The 14,533-nt window shown below is 70.7% G+C and carries 13 protein-coding genes; 6 read left to right on the top strand and 7 right to left on the bottom strand.

Translation table 11 applies throughout. The annotated features are described in order from the left end of the window. Nucleotides 1-21: 21 nt before the first annotated feature. The 4 genes from Q2K19_RS26615 to Q2K19_RS26600 are packed head-to-tail and all read right to left on the bottom strand — an operon-like array spanning nucleotide 22 to nucleotide 3,282. Nucleotides 22-714, bottom strand: a complete 693-nt coding sequence (locus Q2K19_RS26615; RefSeq protein ID WP_302764797.1) for an HAD family hydrolase — start codon at nucleotides 712-714, stop codon at nucleotides 22-24. Beyond that, nucleotides 711-1,694, bottom strand: coding sequence for an NADPH:quinone oxidoreductase family protein (locus tag Q2K19_RS26610; protein ID WP_302764796.1), 984 nt, complete (start codon nucleotides 1,692-1,694; stop codon nucleotides 711-713). The genes Q2K19_RS26615 and Q2K19_RS26610 overlap by 4 nt, the downstream gene beginning before the upstream one ends. Beyond that, a complete protein-coding gene (locus Q2K19_RS26605) occupies nucleotides 1,691-2,473 on the bottom strand; it encodes an SDR family NAD(P)-dependent oxidoreductase (RefSeq protein WP_302764793.1) in 783 nt (260 codons plus the stop codon). The genes Q2K19_RS26610 and Q2K19_RS26605 overlap by 4 nt, the downstream gene beginning before the upstream one ends. After that, nucleotides 2,473-3,282, bottom strand: a complete 810-nt coding sequence (locus Q2K19_RS26600; RefSeq protein ID WP_302764791.1) for an SDR family oxidoreductase — start codon at nucleotides 3,280-3,282, stop codon at nucleotides 2,473-2,475. The genes Q2K19_RS26605 and Q2K19_RS26600 overlap by 1 nt, the downstream gene beginning before the upstream one ends. Nucleotides 3,283-3,374: 92 nt before the next feature. On the opposite strand from Q2K19_RS26600, the gene Q2K19_RS26595 reads away from it, so the two are divergent. After that, nucleotides 3,375-3,992 carry a TetR family transcriptional regulator gene (locus tag Q2K19_RS26595; RefSeq protein ID WP_302764790.1) on the top strand — a complete coding sequence of 206 codons (618 nt, stop codon included), beginning with the start codon at nucleotides 3,375-3,377 and terminating at the stop codon, nucleotides 3,990-3,992. A 22-nt stretch (nucleotides 3,993-4,014) separates the two neighbouring features. Here Q2K19_RS26595 and Q2K19_RS26590 read toward each other — a convergent pair whose 3' ends face one another. Next, nucleotides 4,015-4,641, bottom strand: a complete 627-nt coding sequence (locus tag Q2K19_RS26590) for a VOC family protein (protein ID WP_302764787.1) — start codon at nucleotides 4,639-4,641, stop codon at nucleotides 4,015-4,017. A 244-nt stretch (nucleotides 4,642-4,885) separates the two neighbouring features. Between Q2K19_RS26590 and sthA the strand changes: the two genes are divergently transcribed. Continuing rightward, a complete protein-coding gene (gene sthA / locus Q2K19_RS26585; protein ID WP_302764785.1) occupies nucleotides 4,886-6,289 on the top strand; it encodes a Si-specific NAD(P)(+) transhydrogenase in 1,404 nt (467 codons plus the stop codon). A 51-nt stretch (nucleotides 6,290-6,340) separates the two neighbouring features. Here sthA and Q2K19_RS26580 read toward each other — a convergent pair whose 3' ends face one another. Continuing rightward, nucleotides 6,341-7,513 carry an ROK family transcriptional regulator gene (locus tag Q2K19_RS26580; RefSeq protein ID WP_302764784.1) on the bottom strand — a complete coding sequence of 391 codons (1,173 nt, stop codon included), beginning with the start codon at nucleotides 7,511-7,513 and terminating at the stop codon, nucleotides 6,341-6,343. A 117-nt stretch (nucleotides 7,514-7,630) separates the two neighbouring features. Between Q2K19_RS26580 and Q2K19_RS26575 the strand changes: the two genes are divergently transcribed. From Q2K19_RS26575 to Q2K19_RS26560, 4 genes are read left to right on the top strand one after another with little or no spacing between them, the layout of a single operon-like run. Further along, nucleotides 7,631-8,944: an extracellular solute-binding protein gene (locus tag Q2K19_RS26575; RefSeq protein WP_302764782.1), complete on the top strand. Its 1,314-nt coding sequence runs from the start codon at nucleotides 7,631-7,633 to the stop codon at nucleotides 8,942-8,944. Further along, nucleotides 8,941-9,918: a carbohydrate ABC transporter permease gene (locus Q2K19_RS26570; protein WP_302764781.1), complete on the top strand. Its 978-nt coding sequence runs from the start codon at nucleotides 8,941-8,943 to the stop codon at nucleotides 9,916-9,918. Before Q2K19_RS26575 ends, Q2K19_RS26570 begins: the two co-directional genes overlap by 4 nt. Then, nucleotides 9,915-10,763: a carbohydrate ABC transporter permease gene (locus Q2K19_RS26565; RefSeq protein WP_302764776.1), complete on the top strand. Its 849-nt coding sequence runs from the start codon at nucleotides 9,915-9,917 to the stop codon at nucleotides 10,761-10,763. The genes Q2K19_RS26570 and Q2K19_RS26565 overlap by 4 nt, the downstream gene beginning before the upstream one ends. Then, nucleotides 10,760-11,755 (top strand): SIS domain-containing protein, encoded by a 996-nt coding sequence (locus tag Q2K19_RS26560; RefSeq protein ID WP_302764771.1) that lies wholly within the window; start codon nucleotides 10,760-10,762, stop codon nucleotides 11,753-11,755. Before Q2K19_RS26565 ends, Q2K19_RS26560 begins: the two co-directional genes overlap by 4 nt. Nucleotides 11,756-11,804: 49 nt before the next feature. Here the strand turns inward: Q2K19_RS26560 and Q2K19_RS26555 are convergent, their stop codons facing one another. Next, the gene (locus tag Q2K19_RS26555) at nucleotides 11,805-14,492 is read right to left on the bottom strand and encodes a glycoside hydrolase family 2 protein (RefSeq protein ID WP_302764770.1); all 2,688 of its coding nucleotides are present in this window, start codon (nucleotides 14,490-14,492) and stop codon (nucleotides 11,805-11,807) included. Nucleotides 14,493-14,533 lie beyond the last annotated feature (41 nt).

The raw sequence follows: 14,533 nt of genomic DNA, 5'->3' as shown, positions 1-14,533 counted from the left end.
CGACGGCGGTGCGGGTGGTGGTCATGAGGTCAGCTCCTCCACGGCTACGGGATGCGACGGGGGGTCGGGCGGGGCCAGGGCGGGAAGGAACTCGGCGAGCGCCGCCCGGGTGCTCTCGGCGTCGGTGTGCCAGAGCGCGTGCATGCCTGCCGCGCGGGCGCCGAGCACGTTCGGCTCGGCGTCGTCGACGAACAGCACCCGGTCGGCCGGCAGGCCGAGCTGGTCGAGGGTGAACGCGTAGCTGGCGGCGAGCGGCTTGCGCAGGCCGACCTCGCCGGAGATCACGACGGGATCGAAGAGTGCGCGGATCTCGGGCGGATAACTGTTGCCCCAGCTGTTGGAGAGCAGCCCGACGCGTACACCCAGGTCGCGCAGCTGCCCGGCGAGGGCGAACATCGCCGGGTCCGGGCGCAGCCCGGCGAACAGCCGGCCCAGCACGCCCACCGGGTCGACCGCACGCCCGTCGAGGGTGGTGAGTTCGGCGGCGAGCAACGCGTCGAACTCCTCGACGCTCAGCGCCCCGGTCTCCAGACGGTGGATGGGGGTGCCGTCCGGGGCGTCGCGGGACAGCCACGCCTTGAGGGTGCGCGAGAACGACGCCGGCTCGATGCGGTCGGCGCGCAGCCACGCGGCGATCGAGGCCCGGACCGGGCCGGTGAGCACGCCGCCGTAGTCGAAGACCACCGCTTCCAACTGGCTCGCCGTGGGGGTCACGAGACGTACACCACCCGGCCGACGGTGACGCCGTCGGCGAGCCCCTGGATCCCCTCGGCCACCTCGTCGAGCGCGAGCCGGTCGCTGACCAGGGGCCGTACGGCGCCCTGGGCGGCCAGCGCGGTCAGGGCGCGATGGCACTCGGCGACGGCGGCCGGGTCGTGGCGGTGGTAGAGACCCCAGTGCAGGCCCACTATGGAGTAGTTCTTCACCAGGGCGTGGTTGAGCGCGGCGGACTGGATCCGGCCCCCGGCGAAGCCGACCACGAGGATCCGGCCCTCGAAGGCGATGCACTTGGTGGAGCGCTGGTAGGTGTCGCCCCCGACGGGGTCGTAGACGACGTCGGCTCCCCGGCCGCCGGTCTCGGCCCGGACCACCTCGACGAAGTCCGCCTCGCGGCGATTCACGACCACGTCGGCGCCCAGTGCGCGGGCCACCGCCGCCTTCTCCGGGCCGCCCACCACGCCGATGACCCGGGCGCCGGCCGCCTTGCCCAGCTGGACGGCGGCGCTGCCGACGCCGCCGGCCGCGGCGTGCACCAGCAGCGTCTCCCCCGCGCGCAGCCCGGCCCGGCGGTGCAGGCCGAACCAGCCGGTCTGGTATCCGATGTAGAGCGCGGCCGCCTCGGCGTGGTCGAGTTCCGGCGGCGCGGGGAACGTGGTCGCCGCCTCCAGGAGCGCCAGTTCGGCGAACCCGCCGAACGGCAGCGCCGTGCCGCCGAGGACGCGGTCGCCGACGGTGAACCCGTCGACGCCTGCGCCGAGCGCGACGACCTCGCCGCACAGCTCGACCCCGGGGGTGAACGGGAGCTGCGGCCTGACCTGGTACTCGCCGCGGCACATCAGGACGTCGGGGAAGTTGGCCGGACAGGCCAGCACCTTCACCACGAGCTGCCCGGGCCCCGGCCGCGGGTCGGTCACCTCGACGAGCCGCAGCACGTCGTGGGGTTCGCCGAGTTCGGCCACCCGCCATGCCCTCATCGCAGTGCCCCCTGCTCCTCGAGTTGCCGCTGCAGCTTGTTCATGCCGGTCAGCCACCGGTCGGGGTCGGCGGCCCGATGCGCGTAGTAGTCGGCCACCCGGGGATGCGGCAGGATCAGGAACCGGTCGCCGTGCAGGGCCTCCCACGTGGCCTCGGCGACCTGCTCGGGCGAGAGCGCCCCGTCGTGGCTGAGCAACCCCTGCAGCGGTCCCGCCCGCTCGAACATCCGGGTGCGGACACCCTGGGGGCAGATCGCCTGTACCACGACGCCCCGGTGCCGGTAGGTCGCCGACAGCCACTCCGCGAACGCCACGCAGGCGTGCTTGCTGACCGCGTACGCGGGACTTCCGATCGTGGTGAGCAGCCCGGCCGCGGACGCCGTCAGGACGAACCGGCCCGAGCCGCGCTCGACCCATCCGGGCACCAGCAGGCGAGCGGCCCGCACGTGCGCCAGGACGTTCACCTCGTGGCTGGCGGCCCAGTCCTCCTCGCTGGCCCGCAGCCCGCGGCCACGCTCGACGCCGGCGTTGCCGAACCAGATGTCGATGCCGCCGAGGTGCCGTCGGGCGGCGTCGACCAGCGCGGCGACCCCCTTCTCGGTGGCGGCGTCGCCGGGAGCGGCGTGGCCACCGAGCTCCCCGGCCACCCGGACGGCCGCCTCGGCGTCGAGGTCGTTGACGACGACCCGCGCTCCCCCGGCCGCGAGTCGGGTGGCCAGCGCGCGGCCGATGCCGTGGCCGGCGCCGGTGACCACCACGCCCTTGTCCCGCACCGGCATCAGACACCTCCGGTCAGGGTGACGCCGCCGTCGACGACGAGCAGCTGACCGGTCATCCAGGCGGCGTCGTCGGAGAGCAGGAACGCGACCACGCCGCCGATGTCGGCGGGGACGCCCAGCCGCTTCAGCGGGTACGCCGCGGCGACCTGCTCCTCCCGGCCCTCGTAGAGGGCGGTGGCGAACCTCGTCTTCACGACCCCGGGGGCGACCGCGTTCACCCTGATGTCCGGGCCGAGCTCGAGGGCGAGCTGCTGCGTGAGGTGGGTGAGCATGGCCTTGCTGGCGCCGTAGAAGCCGATGCCGGAGGCGGGCCGGAGGCTGGCGATCGAGGAGACGTTGACCACGGCGCCGCCGTGCTCCTTCATCCAGACCCGGTGGACCTGCTGCACCCAGGAGAGGGCGGCGAGGCAGTTCACCTCGAAGATCTTGCGGGCCACGGCCGGGTCCAGCTCGACCATCGGGCCGTACGCCGGATTGATGCCGGTGTTGTTGACCAGCAGGTCGGCGCTGCCGAAGGTGTCCACCGCCCGCCTGACCACCTCGGCCTGGTGGTCGGCTTCGTCGGCGTGGCCGGCGACGCCGATCGCCTGCTCCGGGCCGAGCTGGGCGATCGCCTGGTCGAGCGCCTCCTGCTTGCGGGCGGTGATCACGACCTTGGCACCGTCGGCGACCAACCGCTCGGCGATGGCCAGCCCGATGCCTCGACTGGCACCGGTGACGATCGCCGTCCGTCCGGTGAACCGGGTGGGCGTCTGCGCGCCGGCGGAGCCGTCCCCACCGAGGTTACTAAGCGCTTGCTTAGGATACATTCGATGGAGTGTGCGGCAGCGCACCAGCCGCCGTCAACAGGTCCAGTGCCGGCGCCGTGATATCAATGCCCGGCCACGCATACCAGGAGAGGATGAACGCGTTGACCGACACCGCCGAGCAGTCCCGCGCCGACGCCACCCGCGCCCGGCTGCTCGAGGCGGCCATCAGCGCGTTCGCCGAGCGAGGCTTCCACGGCACGACCACACGCGACATCGCCACCGCGGCCGGGCTGAGCCCGGCCGCGCTCTACGTGCACCACAGGTCGAAGGAAGAACTCCTCTACCTGATCTCCCGCGCCGGGCACGACCACGTGCTGCGGCTGGTGCGGGACGCGATGGAGTCGTCCGACGACGCGACCACGGCGCTCCGGCGGGCGGTCCACGACTTCGTCGCCTCCCACGCCCGCGACCACACCCGGACCCGGGTGGTCAACTACGAGCTGGCCGCGCTGAGCCCCGAGCACCTCGCCGAGATCCGCGCCGTCCGCCACCAGATCGAGCAGGCCATCCGCCAGCTCATCGAGCGGGGCGTCGCCGCCGGGGTCTTCGACACCCCGGATCCGCGCATGGCGGGTGCGGCCCTGATGTCGCTCGGCATCGACCTCGGCCGGTGGTACCGGAACGACGGCGGCTGGAGCCCCGAGCACATCGCCACCCGGTACGCCGAGATGGCCCTGCGCATCGTCGGCGCCCGCCCGGCGACCAGCTGAGCAGGCGAGCGGGACGACGGCCTCAGGTGGGCGGTTCGGTGCCTGACTGCTCGCTCACCATGTACCGCGCGTACCAGTCGGGCCAGTCCGGGTCCGTCCTTCCGATCCGCTTCTCGTGTTCCCCGTGGGCGGCCGCCGCGCGCTGCATCGCGCTCGCCAGGTCGCTCGCGGACCCGAACGACGTCGCGGCAGCCGCGACGCGCCCGGGCAGCCGGGTCGTGATCTCCTGCAGAAGCCAGGTGTTGCCGTCGGGATCGGTGAACGAGGCGCGGGAGACGTAGCTGCGGCGCTCGGGATCCAGACCGCTGACCGGGCCATTCGGGCCGGCGTGGAAGATCTCGCCCACCTCGACACCGGCGGCGACCAGCGCGTTCCGGGCCGCCTCGAGGTCGGAGACGACCAGGTACTCCTTCGCCGAACCGGGCGCGGCCGAGGTGAGGCCCGAGCCGAACTGGACCGAGCAGCCGGAGCCCTGGGGGGTGAACTGGATGATGCCGGGCGGCGTCTGGTCGAGTCGCCAGCCGAGGCGCCCGTAGAACTCCTTCGCGCGGTCGACATCCGCGACGGGTACGACCACCACCTCGAGCTTCATGTCGACGTTCTCGATGCTCGTCCCGCTCGCGTTCTTGTTCCGGACATCCGTCGCCATCGCGGCCTCCCTGGGCTGAGTCACGGCATCAGGCGCGTCTCCGACGTCGAACCAGGGGGAATCCGTATCGCGGCCGACGTGTCAGCCCCGGCGATCACGCCGCGGAGGCCGCGCCGGCTCCCGGTTGTCACCGTACTGCTTGGGCACCTGGCGGGTGCCGCCTTCGCGGGATCGCGGCGGCTGCCCCGATCAGGACAGCCGGCGCACCTGGCGCCGGCGGCGACATCTTGCCACGCTAATGGTTGTGTATGACTACGACGTGCTGGTGCTGGGCTCCGGTCCCAGCGGTCAGAAGGCCGCGATCGCCGCGGCCAAGCTCGGCAAGCGGGTCGGCATCGTGGACCGACGCGACATGATCGGTGGCGTCTGCATCAACACCGGTACGGTGCCGTCCAAGACGCTGCGCGAGGCCGTGCTCTACCTGACCGGCCTGAGCCAGCGGGACCTGTACGGCAGCAGCTACCGGGTGAAGGACGAGATCACCGTCAGCGACCTGGCCGCCCGGACCCAGCACGTGATCAGCCGGCAGACAGACGTCATCCGCAATCAACTGGCCCGCAACCGGGTCGCGATGATCACCGGCACCGGACGGTTCGCGGACGCCCACGCGGTCTGGGTCGACGGCGGCTCCGGGCGCGAATCCAAGGTCACCTTCGACAAGGTCATCATCGCCGCCGGCACGCGCCCGGCCCGCCCGGACAGCGTCGACTTCGACGACCGGACGATCGTGGACTCCGACGGGGTCATCAACCTCCAGGCGGTGCCCCGCAGCATGGTCGTGGTCGGTGCCGGCGTGATCGGGATGGAGTACGCCTCCATGTTCGCCGCGCTCGGCACCAAGGTGACCGTGGTGGAACGCCGGGACCGGATGCTGGAGTTCTGCGACGAGGAGGTCGTCGAGTCGCTCAAGTATCACCTGCGGGACCTGTCCGTCACGTTCCGCTTCGGTGAGGAGGTGGCCGCCGTGGAGAAGCACCAGACCGCGGCGCTCTGCGTCCTGAAGAGCGGCAAGAAGATCGTCGCGGACACGGTCATGTACTCGGCCGGCCGCCAGGGCCAGACCGACGACCTGGCGCTGGACGCGGCCGGGCTGGCGGCGGACAAGCGCGGCCGGATCCAGGTCGACGCGAACTACCGCACCGCGGTGGACAACATCTACGCGGTCGGTGACGTGATCGGCTTCCCGGCACTGGCGTCGACCTCGATGGAGCAGGGCCGGCTGGCCGCGCAGCACGCCTGCGGCGAGCCCGTGCGCGCGATGCACGAGTTGCAACCGATCGGCATCTACACGATCCCGGAGATCAGCTTCGTCGGGAAGACCGAGGAGGAGCTGACCGACAGCTCGACGCCGTTCGAGGTGGGCATCGCGCGCTACCGCGAGCTGGCCCGCGGCCAGATCGTCGGTGACTCCTACGGGATGCTGAAGCTGCTCGTGTCGCCGGACGACGGCCGGCTGCTCGGCGTACACGTCTTCGGGACCGCCGCCACCGAGATCGTCCACGTCGGACAGGCGGTGATGGGCTGCGGCGGCACGGTCGACTACCTGATCGACGCGGTGTTCAACTACCCCACGCTGGCCGAGGCATACAAGGTGGCCGCGCTGGACGCGTCCAACAAGATGCGCAACATCACCCGGATCGACGGTTGACGGAGGGACCCACTCCTTCGGCGGCCGGAGGTCGCCGTCGCACGCCTCGGATCAGCCGCCGTCGGGGCCGCCGACCGTTCCCAGGAGTTCGGCCCGGGCGGCCTCCAGCGCAACGAACAGTGCCCCCGTGAGCGACGCCGCCTCACCGAGGGCGCTGGTCTCGATCCGCGGCGGAAACGGCACATACGCGTTGACCGTCTCGCGGACCGTCGGCAGCAACAGGGGATTTCGCCCCACTCCCCCGCCCAGGACCACGAGTTCCGGGTCGAAGACGGCACACGCGCTGGCGATGGTCAGGCCGAGTTGCCGGGCCTCCGCCTCCACCAGGTCTCGTGCCGCCGGAACCCCGGTGGCAGCCTGGGCGAACAGTTCCTCCACCGACATCGGCCGCCGGCCCGGCCAGGACGGATGGGCGTCGAGCGCCGCGAGGACGCCGTACGCTCCGGCCTCGTCGGCCAGTTGCTCCCTGCCCCGCCCGCGCCGCTGCTCCGACGGCACGGATCCGGGCAGCGGCAGATAGGCCACCTCGCCGGCCGCACCGTGCGCCCCGCGGACGAGTTCGCCGTGGTGCACCAGCCCCATCCCGATGCCGGCGCCGACGGCCAGAAACGCGAAGGTCGCGACGTCGCGGGCGTGTCCCCGCCAACTCTCGCCGAGCGCCGCGAGGTTGACGTTGTTCTCCAGCACGATGGGTGCGTCGATCCGGGACTCGAGGGGCGTGAGCAGGTCGAACAGCCCTTCCTCCCCGAGGTTGCGGGCAACCGACATGGTGCGGCCGTCGGCGTGCACGACCCCCGGGGCCGACACGCCGACCCGACGGAGCGGACCGAACTGCTCACCCACCGCCCTCGTCGCAGCGGTGATCATCCGGCCGACCTGCGCGGCGACCCGGCTCGCGCCGGTGGCCCTCGTGGCCTGTCGCTGCTCATAGCAGAGGGCTCCGCTCATGTCGGCCGCCGCGACTCGAAGGTTGTCGCCGCCGACGTCGACCGCCACGACGTAGCCGGCTGCCGGGGACAGTCGGTAGTAGGTGGGAATCCGGCCGGGCCGGCCACGGCGTACGCCGGCGTCGACGATCAGACCGCTGTCGATGAGCCGGCGGACGACCTCGGAGATGGTCGGTCGCGACAGGCTGGTGTGGCGGGCGAGCTCCGGTCGGGTCATGGGCACGCTGTCGAGCAGCGCGGCCAGCACCGCCCGACCGGACGGATCGACGGAGACCAAGGCGGATTCACTCCTTCGCCTGCGGGTCCGGAACGCTGCGCGCCGGTCTTGACCGGTGATCGCGAACCGAGTACAAGTTTTTGTTAAGCAGCCTACCTAATGCCCAGGAGGGCGATCATGTCCGAGCACATGAGTGAGCTGTCCAGGCGAAGACTTCTCCAGTTGTCAGCGGTCGCCGGCGCGGGCCTCTTCCTCGCGGCCTGCGACGTCGGCGGAGGCAACGACACCGGCGCGAACAGCGGCGCGGCCGGCACCGGCGAGGGCCACATCACCGCCCTGTTCATGAAGCAGGCCGGCTATTCCGAAGACGACATCCGCGCGATGACCGCCGAGTTCCAGCAGAAGTATCCGAAGATCACCGTCGAGCCGTCCTTCGTCGCCTACGAGGCGTTGCACGACAAGATCGTGGCGGCCGCCCCGGCCAGCACCTTCGATGTGGTGCTCATCGACGTGATCTGGCCGGCGGAGTTCGGCAGCAAGCGCATCGTGACCGATGTGACCGACCAGTTCCCGGCGAACTGGAAGAACGACATGCTCGGCGGCGCGCTCGCCACGGCCGCCTATCGGGACCGCTACTACGGCGTGCCGTGGATCCTCGACACGAAGTACCTCTTCTACAACACCGACATGCTGACCAGGGCGGGCGTCGACCCGGCCAGCCTGTCCACCTGGGACGGCGTGCTCACCGCCGCGGAGACCCTCAGGGCCAGGAAGGTGGCCGAGCATCCGCTGATCTGGAGCTGGAAGCAGGCCGAGGCGCTGGTGTGCGACTACACCCAGCTGGTCGGCGCCTTCGGCGGCAAGTTCCTGTCCGACGACGGAAAGTCGATCGCCTTCAACACCGGTGGTGGCCTGCAGGCGCTGGAGTTCATGAAGCGGACCCTGGACTCCAAGCTCACCAACCCCAACTCGGTGGAGTCGCTGGAGGAGGACGTCCGCAAGATCTTCTCCGACGGCCAGGCGGCCATGGCGCTCAACTGGACCTACATGTTCAACGCCGCCAACGACCCGGGGCAGTCGAAGATCGCTGGCAAGGTCGGCGTGGCGCCGACACCGTCCGGGTCCGCGAGCGCCCCCGGTGTCAACGGCTCGATGGCCCTGTCGGTCAGCGCGGGCAGCAAGAACCGGAAGGCCGCGTGGACCTACATCAGCTACATCACCAGCGCCGAAGTGCAGAACAAGTACGCCAAGAGCTCGCTGCCGTGCTGGACGAAGTCGTACGACGACCCGGCGGTGGCGTCCGCCCTGCCGAAGGTGGTGCCGGTGGCCAAGAAGCAACTTGCCGACCTCATCGCCCGCCCGCAGGTGCCCCGCTACAACGAGATCAGCCAGATCCTGCAGGCCGAGCTGCAGAACGCGCTGCTGAACCGGAAACCGCCGAAGAAGGCCCTTGACGACGCCGCCGAGCAGGCGCGTACCTTGCTGTCGTGACGGCGGCGCCCCCCGCGCGTGCGGCGCCGGCGCCACCGACCGGCCGCGACGCCCGACCGTCGCGCCGGTGGCCGCTCGCCCGCCGCGCGGGCGGCGGGCAGCTGCGACTGGCGTTGGTCCTGCTGTTGCCCGCGGCGCTCGTCGTCTTCGGCGTGGTGCTGTACCCGGCCGGGCGCGCGCTCGTCATCTCGTTCTACGACGTCGACAGCCCGTTCCCCGGCCGGTACCCGTTCGTCGGCCTACGCAACTACACCGAGGTCCTCGCCGACCCCCGCCTGTGGGCGGCGGTGGGACACACCGCCTACTTCACGGTGATCTCCACGATGCTCGAGCTCGTCCTCGGCCTGGGCCTCGCGCAACTGCTCGCCGCGCCGCTCCGCCTGCGCTGGCTGTTCCGGGCGATCGTGATCCTGCCGTGGGCGCTGCCGACCATCGTCAACGGCGCCATGTGGCGCTGGATCCTCAACGCCCAGTACGGGATGGCCAACGCACTGCTGACCGAACTGCACCTGCAGGACGGCTACCGGTCGTGGCTGGGCAACGACCCGTTCCTCGCGCTGAACATGGTGATCGTGGCCGACGTCTGGAAGAACACCTCGCTCGTGGCGTTCTTCCTGCTCGCCGGGCTGCAGACGATCCCGCCGGGGCTCTACGAGGCAGCGCGGGTGGACGGGGCGGGACCCGTCCGCTCGTTCTTCCGCATCACGTTGCCCCTGCTGGTGCCCAACATCGCGCTGGTGCTGGTGTTGCGCACCATCGAGGCGTTCAAGGTCTTCGACATCGTCTACGTGATGACCGGTGGCGGTCCCGCCAGTGGCACGCAGACCATCACCTTCTTCACCTACCTGCAGGCGTTCTCCGCCCAGCGGTTCAGCACGGGAGCGTCGCTGGCCTACCTGACCGTCGTGGCCGTCCTCCTGCTGGCGCTGATCTACCTTCGGCTGCTGCGGCAGAGCGAGCTGAGGTCGCCATGAGAGCCAGTCTGCGGTACCGGATCTTCATCCACCTGGCCGCCCTCGCCACCTGCGTGGTGATCCTCGCGCCGTTCGGGTGGCTGCTCTATTCGTCGTTGGTGGGCCAGACCGACCTGGTCGCCCGGCCGATACGCTGGCTGCCCGAACATGTGACGCTCGACCGTTATCGCGAGATCTTCGCCGGCGGCGGCGCGAGCGCCGGCGCGGCGTTCCGCGCCGCGATGGTCAACAGCTTCCTGGTAGCCGCCGGGACCGTGGTCATTTCGCTCGCCGTCGGGGTGCTCGGCGGCTACGCCCTGGCGCGGCTGAGATTTCCGCTGCGGCGGGTGACGCTGTTGTCGTTCCTGGTCACCTACATGCTGCCGCCGATCACCCTGATCATCCCGCTGTACCTGCTCATGTCGCGCTTCGGATTGCTCGACACCCGCACCGGGCTGATCATCGTCTACTGCTCGCTCGCCACGCCGTTCACGCTGTGGAACATGAGCACGTTCTTCGCCTCGCTGCCGGTGGAACTGGAGGAGGCGGCCCGGGTCGACGGGTGCGGCCGGCTGGGCGCCCTCGTGCGGGTCATGCTGCCGTTGTCCAAGCCGGGCATCCTGGCCACCGGCCTGTACGCGTTCCTGCTGTGCTGGGACGAGTTCCTCTACGCGCTGATCTTCACGTCCACCGCGCAGGCCAAGACGGTTCCCGTGGCGATCGCCGAGTTCACCGGTCGAAACGCCGTGGACTTCGGGCTCATCGCCGCCGGCGGTGTGCTGGCCGCCCTCCCGCCGGTGGTGCTGGCCGTGCTGTTCCAGCGTTACCTGATCAGCGGCCTCGCCACCGGGGCGGTCAAGGGATGACCCTGCCCTACCTGGACGGGGTGCTCGCGCAGCCGGACAACCTGCGCCGATCGGCCGAGGCGGTCCGGACGGCGCTGGCCGGCCCGGTGGGCGCCCAGGCCGCCGCGGTGGCCCGATGGGGCAGCCTGGTGGCGTTCGGCATGGGGGCCAGCGCCCACGCCGCGGCCGGCTTCGCCGCCGCCCTCCGCGCGGACGGCCTGCCCGCGACCGCGGTGAGCGCCGCCGACCTGCACGACGGCGTGCCGCACGGACTGGCCGCCGCGTTCCTCGGCATCAGCCAGTCCGGTCGCAGCCGCGAGACCGTCGAGGCGCTGGCCGCCGCGCCGGCCGCCCGGCTCGCCCTGACCAACCATCCGGACGGTCCGTTGGGCGCGGCAGCCGACACCGTCCTCGCCCTCGGCTGCGCCGAGGACACCGCGGTGACCACGCTCAGCTACACCGCGACGCTCCAGGCGCTCGGCCTGCTCGCCGAGCGGATGAGCGGTCAGCCCCGTACCGACTGGAGACTGCTGCCGGACCTGGCGACGCAGGTGCTCCGCCGCGATGCCGAGCCGCTGGTGGTCGCGCTCGCCGGCGCCGCCTGCGTCGACGTGGTGGCGGCCGGGACAAGGCTGGCGACGGCCGGCGCCGCCGCCCTGCTCCTGCGGGAGGCCGCGCACCTGCCGACCGCGAGCTTCACCACGCGTGAATACCTGCACGGTCCGCTGGAAACGGCGGGCCCCGGGCGGTCGGTCGTGCTCTTCGGCGCGGCCCGCGAGGTCCCGCTCGCCCTCGACCTCGCTCGGTACGGGGCGGACGTCGTCCTGGTGACCGACTCCGACGCCGACGTGCCGGCGTCGGGTGCTCTGCTGGTGGTGCGGCTGCCGCGACTCGGCGGGCTCGGTGGTTGTGTGCTCGACATTCTCCCGGTGCAGCTCGCCGCGCACGCCCTGGCCCAGCACGCCGGCCGGCCGATCGAGCTGCGCCACATGCCGGCCGACACGAAGCTGTAGGCAGGACGGGAGCGGGGGCGGCTGGCGCCGCCCCCGCCGGCCCTCGGCGCTACGGCACCGGGATCGATGTGGTCGGGATGTTGTAGCCGCGGGTGCGCAGGTACGGCGCCTGCCCCCCGAGGTCGCTGGTCTGGTAGGTGGCCGTGATGGTGGTCGACTCCCCCGGCCACAGGGAGACGTAGTTGTCGGTGTAGGTGACCGGCAGTACCTCGTTGCCCCCGTTGCCGGCCGTGATCTCCGGGCGCAGGAAGAAGGCGATGTTCGTCGGGCTGTTGTTGGTCAGCCGGACGGTGGCGGTCTCCTGCCCGCCCGCGACGGTCCGGGTCACGCTGGCCGCGACGTTGGGATTGGCCGGCAGGCTGTTGAGCCCGGTCAGGTTGGCGTACGTCTTGACCGCCGTCATGTACCAGTTCTTCTTGTTGCCCAGCGCGTCGGGCTGGCTGGAGTACCAGTAGAGGTTGTTGCTGAGCACGGCGCCGGCCGAGTCCTTGAGCTGCAGCCGGATGAAGTAGGTCGCAGACAGGCCGGTCAGTGCCGGGAGGGTGAGGACCTGCGTGGCGGCGTTGGCGGCCGCGGTGACCGGCACGGTCGTCGTGTACGCCTGGCCCAGGTTCGGGATGTTGTACACGGTCGCCGTGGCGGTCAACCCGCTCCGCCCGGTCAGGGTCGAGTTGACGGCGTACACGTTCCGGGTCTTGTAGTCGTAGGCGATGTGCAGCGGCTCGTTGGCCTTCTTGCTGCCGAAGTAGCCGCCGCCGGGCTTGAGGTAGTAGTCATACAGGTTCCAGTGCACCGAAGGCCAGGCGTTGTTGAGCATCCAGAAGATGACCCCGAACGACTGGGTGTACTCGTGGGAGTTCCAGGCCTCGAAGAACGAGCGGGTGTTCTCGTAGTTCTGCAACTCCGACTTGCGGGAGTAGTCCTCGGCGCTGGTGGTGGCGCCGTAGCGCTTGTTCACGCCGTCGGTGTAGACCTGGATGTTGTCGAACACGCTGCGCGGCTTGCCCGCGTGGTAGTTCCACGTGGCCCCGATCGGCCACAGGTTTGCGGCGGGGATGAACTTCTGCAGGCTCTCCAGCGGCGGCGGGGCCTCCGTGCCCTCCTCGCCGGTGGTGCCGAAGGCGCTACCCGACTGGGCCGGGCTGTCCCACCACAGCAGCGGCGGTTCCCACTTGTACGGGCCGTCCATCTTCATCCCGGCGTTGGCGTTCGACCAGGTCGCCACGTTGTCGACGGTCGGGTTCTGCCAGTGCAGCTTTGCCGCGGTGTTCTTGTACGTGGCCAGGTGAGCGGCGGTCGGCGGCTGGTCGCTGCCGTAGTTCCACATGAACGGGCTGGCGTGGGCGCGCAGCGCGCGGAGCTGGCTCTCCAGCGAGGCGTTGGCGACCTGCTCCTGTTCGGCGGTCCAGGTGTTGTCGTTCTCCCACGCGCTGCAGCAGACGAAGCCGGGCATGATCATGACGCCGGCCTTGTCTGCCAGGTCGTAGAGCTCCTCGTTGCCCAGGGTCCCTTCCAGCCGGATGGTGTTGAGGCCCATGTCCTTGACGTACTGGACGTGGGTGGCGTTGGTCTTCGTGTCCCAACGCTGGAGCAGATCCCACATGTAGCCGCCGCCGCGGAAGAAGATGTTCTGCCCGTTGACCTGGTAGCCGACGAACGACGTGCCGTTGACCGTGGTCCGGTAGTCGGTGAACTGGCGGACGCCGAAGTTGATCGACTTGGTGTCCGAGGTGGCGCCGGCCACGGTCGCCGAGGTGGCGAGCTGGTAGAGCTCCGGGCTGCCGTACTGGTAGGGCCACCACAGGGCCGGGCTGCTGACGTGCAGCTGCGGGTAGCCGGCTGGGTCGAAGGTGACTTCGCGGCGCTCGTTGGCGGCCAGGGTGACCGGCTGGCTGACGGAGACGGTGGGATAGCCGGCCTTGGTGATGGTGGCGCTGACCGTCGCGGTGACCGGGGCGCTCGTGGCGTTGACGGCGTCGACGTAGACGGTGAGGTCGGCCGCGTTGGTTGCCGGCAGCGGCAGCACGGTCTTCACGTACGGGTCGCGAAGGGCGACCGGCCCCGTCGTGTCCAGCAGGGTCCTGCCCCAGAGGCCGGCGTTCATGTCCGGAGCCTCCGGGTTCCAGTCCACGGTGCAGAAGGAGAGGTCCTTGCAGTCGTGGGCGGGCGGGGTGACGAGGATCGCCAGCGCGTTGAGCGCACCGGGCCGGATCAGGTTCGTCACGTTGTACTCGTGCACCACCATGGTGCCGACCGCGTTGGCGTCGAGCTGGACGCCGTTGAGCCAGATCTGGGCGCGGTAGCTGATCCCCTTGAAGCGCAGCCAGTACGCCTGGTCGGCGGTGGTGGCCGAGGCGGTGAACTGGCCCCGGAACCACCAGTTCTGGCCGGTCAGGTCGGGCACGGACTGCAGGTTCGTGCCGACGTAGATGTTCTGGTAGACGTTGTTCGCGACCAGGCCGGCCAGCACGGTCGACGGGAGCGAGACCGGGTTCCAGCCGGCGGTGTTGTAGCCGACCTGGGAGATGGTCGCACCCGGATCGGCAACCTGGTTGGCCGATCTCAACGCCCAGCCCGTCGTCAGCTCGGTCGAGCCGACGGTGGCGGCGCTCGCGCGCGGCACGTGTACGAGTCCGACGCTCGCCACGAGCGTCAGGGTCGCGAACAGCATCGTGATCAGTCGACGGGTCAACAGGTGCCGACGCTGCGTTCGGTCGATGATGAGGCGCGATGACATGGTTGGCCTCCTCGATGTGATCAAGGCGGTGGGCCGCGTGC

The sequence above is a fragment of the Micromonospora sp. NBRC 110009 genome (assembly GCF_030518795.1).
GTDB lineage: Bacteria > Actinomycetota > Actinomycetes > Mycobacteriales > Micromonosporaceae > Micromonospora.
The sequence above is the reverse complement of the archived record's forward strand: the minus strand, read 5'-3'. Positions and strand labels throughout refer to the sequence as shown.

What these genes read in the sequence shown, in the direction of transcription:
- Q2K19_RS26610 (WP_302764796.1), bottom strand. Translation starts at nt 1,694, where the DNA reads ATGAGGGCATGGCGGGTGGCCGAACTCGGCGAACCCCACGACGTGCTG.
- Q2K19_RS26605 (WP_302764793.1), bottom strand. Translation starts at nt 2,473, where the DNA reads ATGCCGGTGCGGGACAAGGGCGTGGTGGTCACCGGCGCCGGCCACGGC.
- Q2K19_RS26600 (WP_302764791.1), bottom strand. Translation starts at nt 3,282, where the DNA reads ATGTATCCTAAGCAAGCGCTTAGTAACCTCGGTGGGGACGGCTCCGCC.
- Q2K19_RS26595 (WP_302764790.1), top strand. Translation starts at nt 3,375, where the DNA reads ATGAACGCGTTGACCGACACCGCCGAGCAGTCCCGCGCCGACGCCACC.
- Q2K19_RS26590 (WP_302764787.1), bottom strand. Translation starts at nt 4,641, where the DNA reads ATGGCGACGGATGTCCGGAACAAGAACGCGAGCGGGACGAGCATCGAG.
- Q2K19_RS26575 (WP_302764782.1), top strand. Translation starts at nt 7,631, where the DNA reads ATGTCCGAGCACATGAGTGAGCTGTCCAGGCGAAGACTTCTCCAGTTG.
- Q2K19_RS26565 (WP_302764776.1), top strand. Translation starts at nt 9,915, where the DNA reads ATGAGAGCCAGTCTGCGGTACCGGATCTTCATCCACCTGGCCGCCCTC.
- Q2K19_RS26560 (WP_302764771.1), top strand. Translation starts at nt 10,760, where the DNA reads ATGACCCTGCCCTACCTGGACGGGGTGCTCGCGCAGCCGGACAACCTG.
- Q2K19_RS26555 (WP_302764770.1), bottom strand. Translation starts at nt 14,492, where the DNA reads ATGTCATCGCGCCTCATCATCGACCGAACGCAGCGTCGGCACCTGTTG.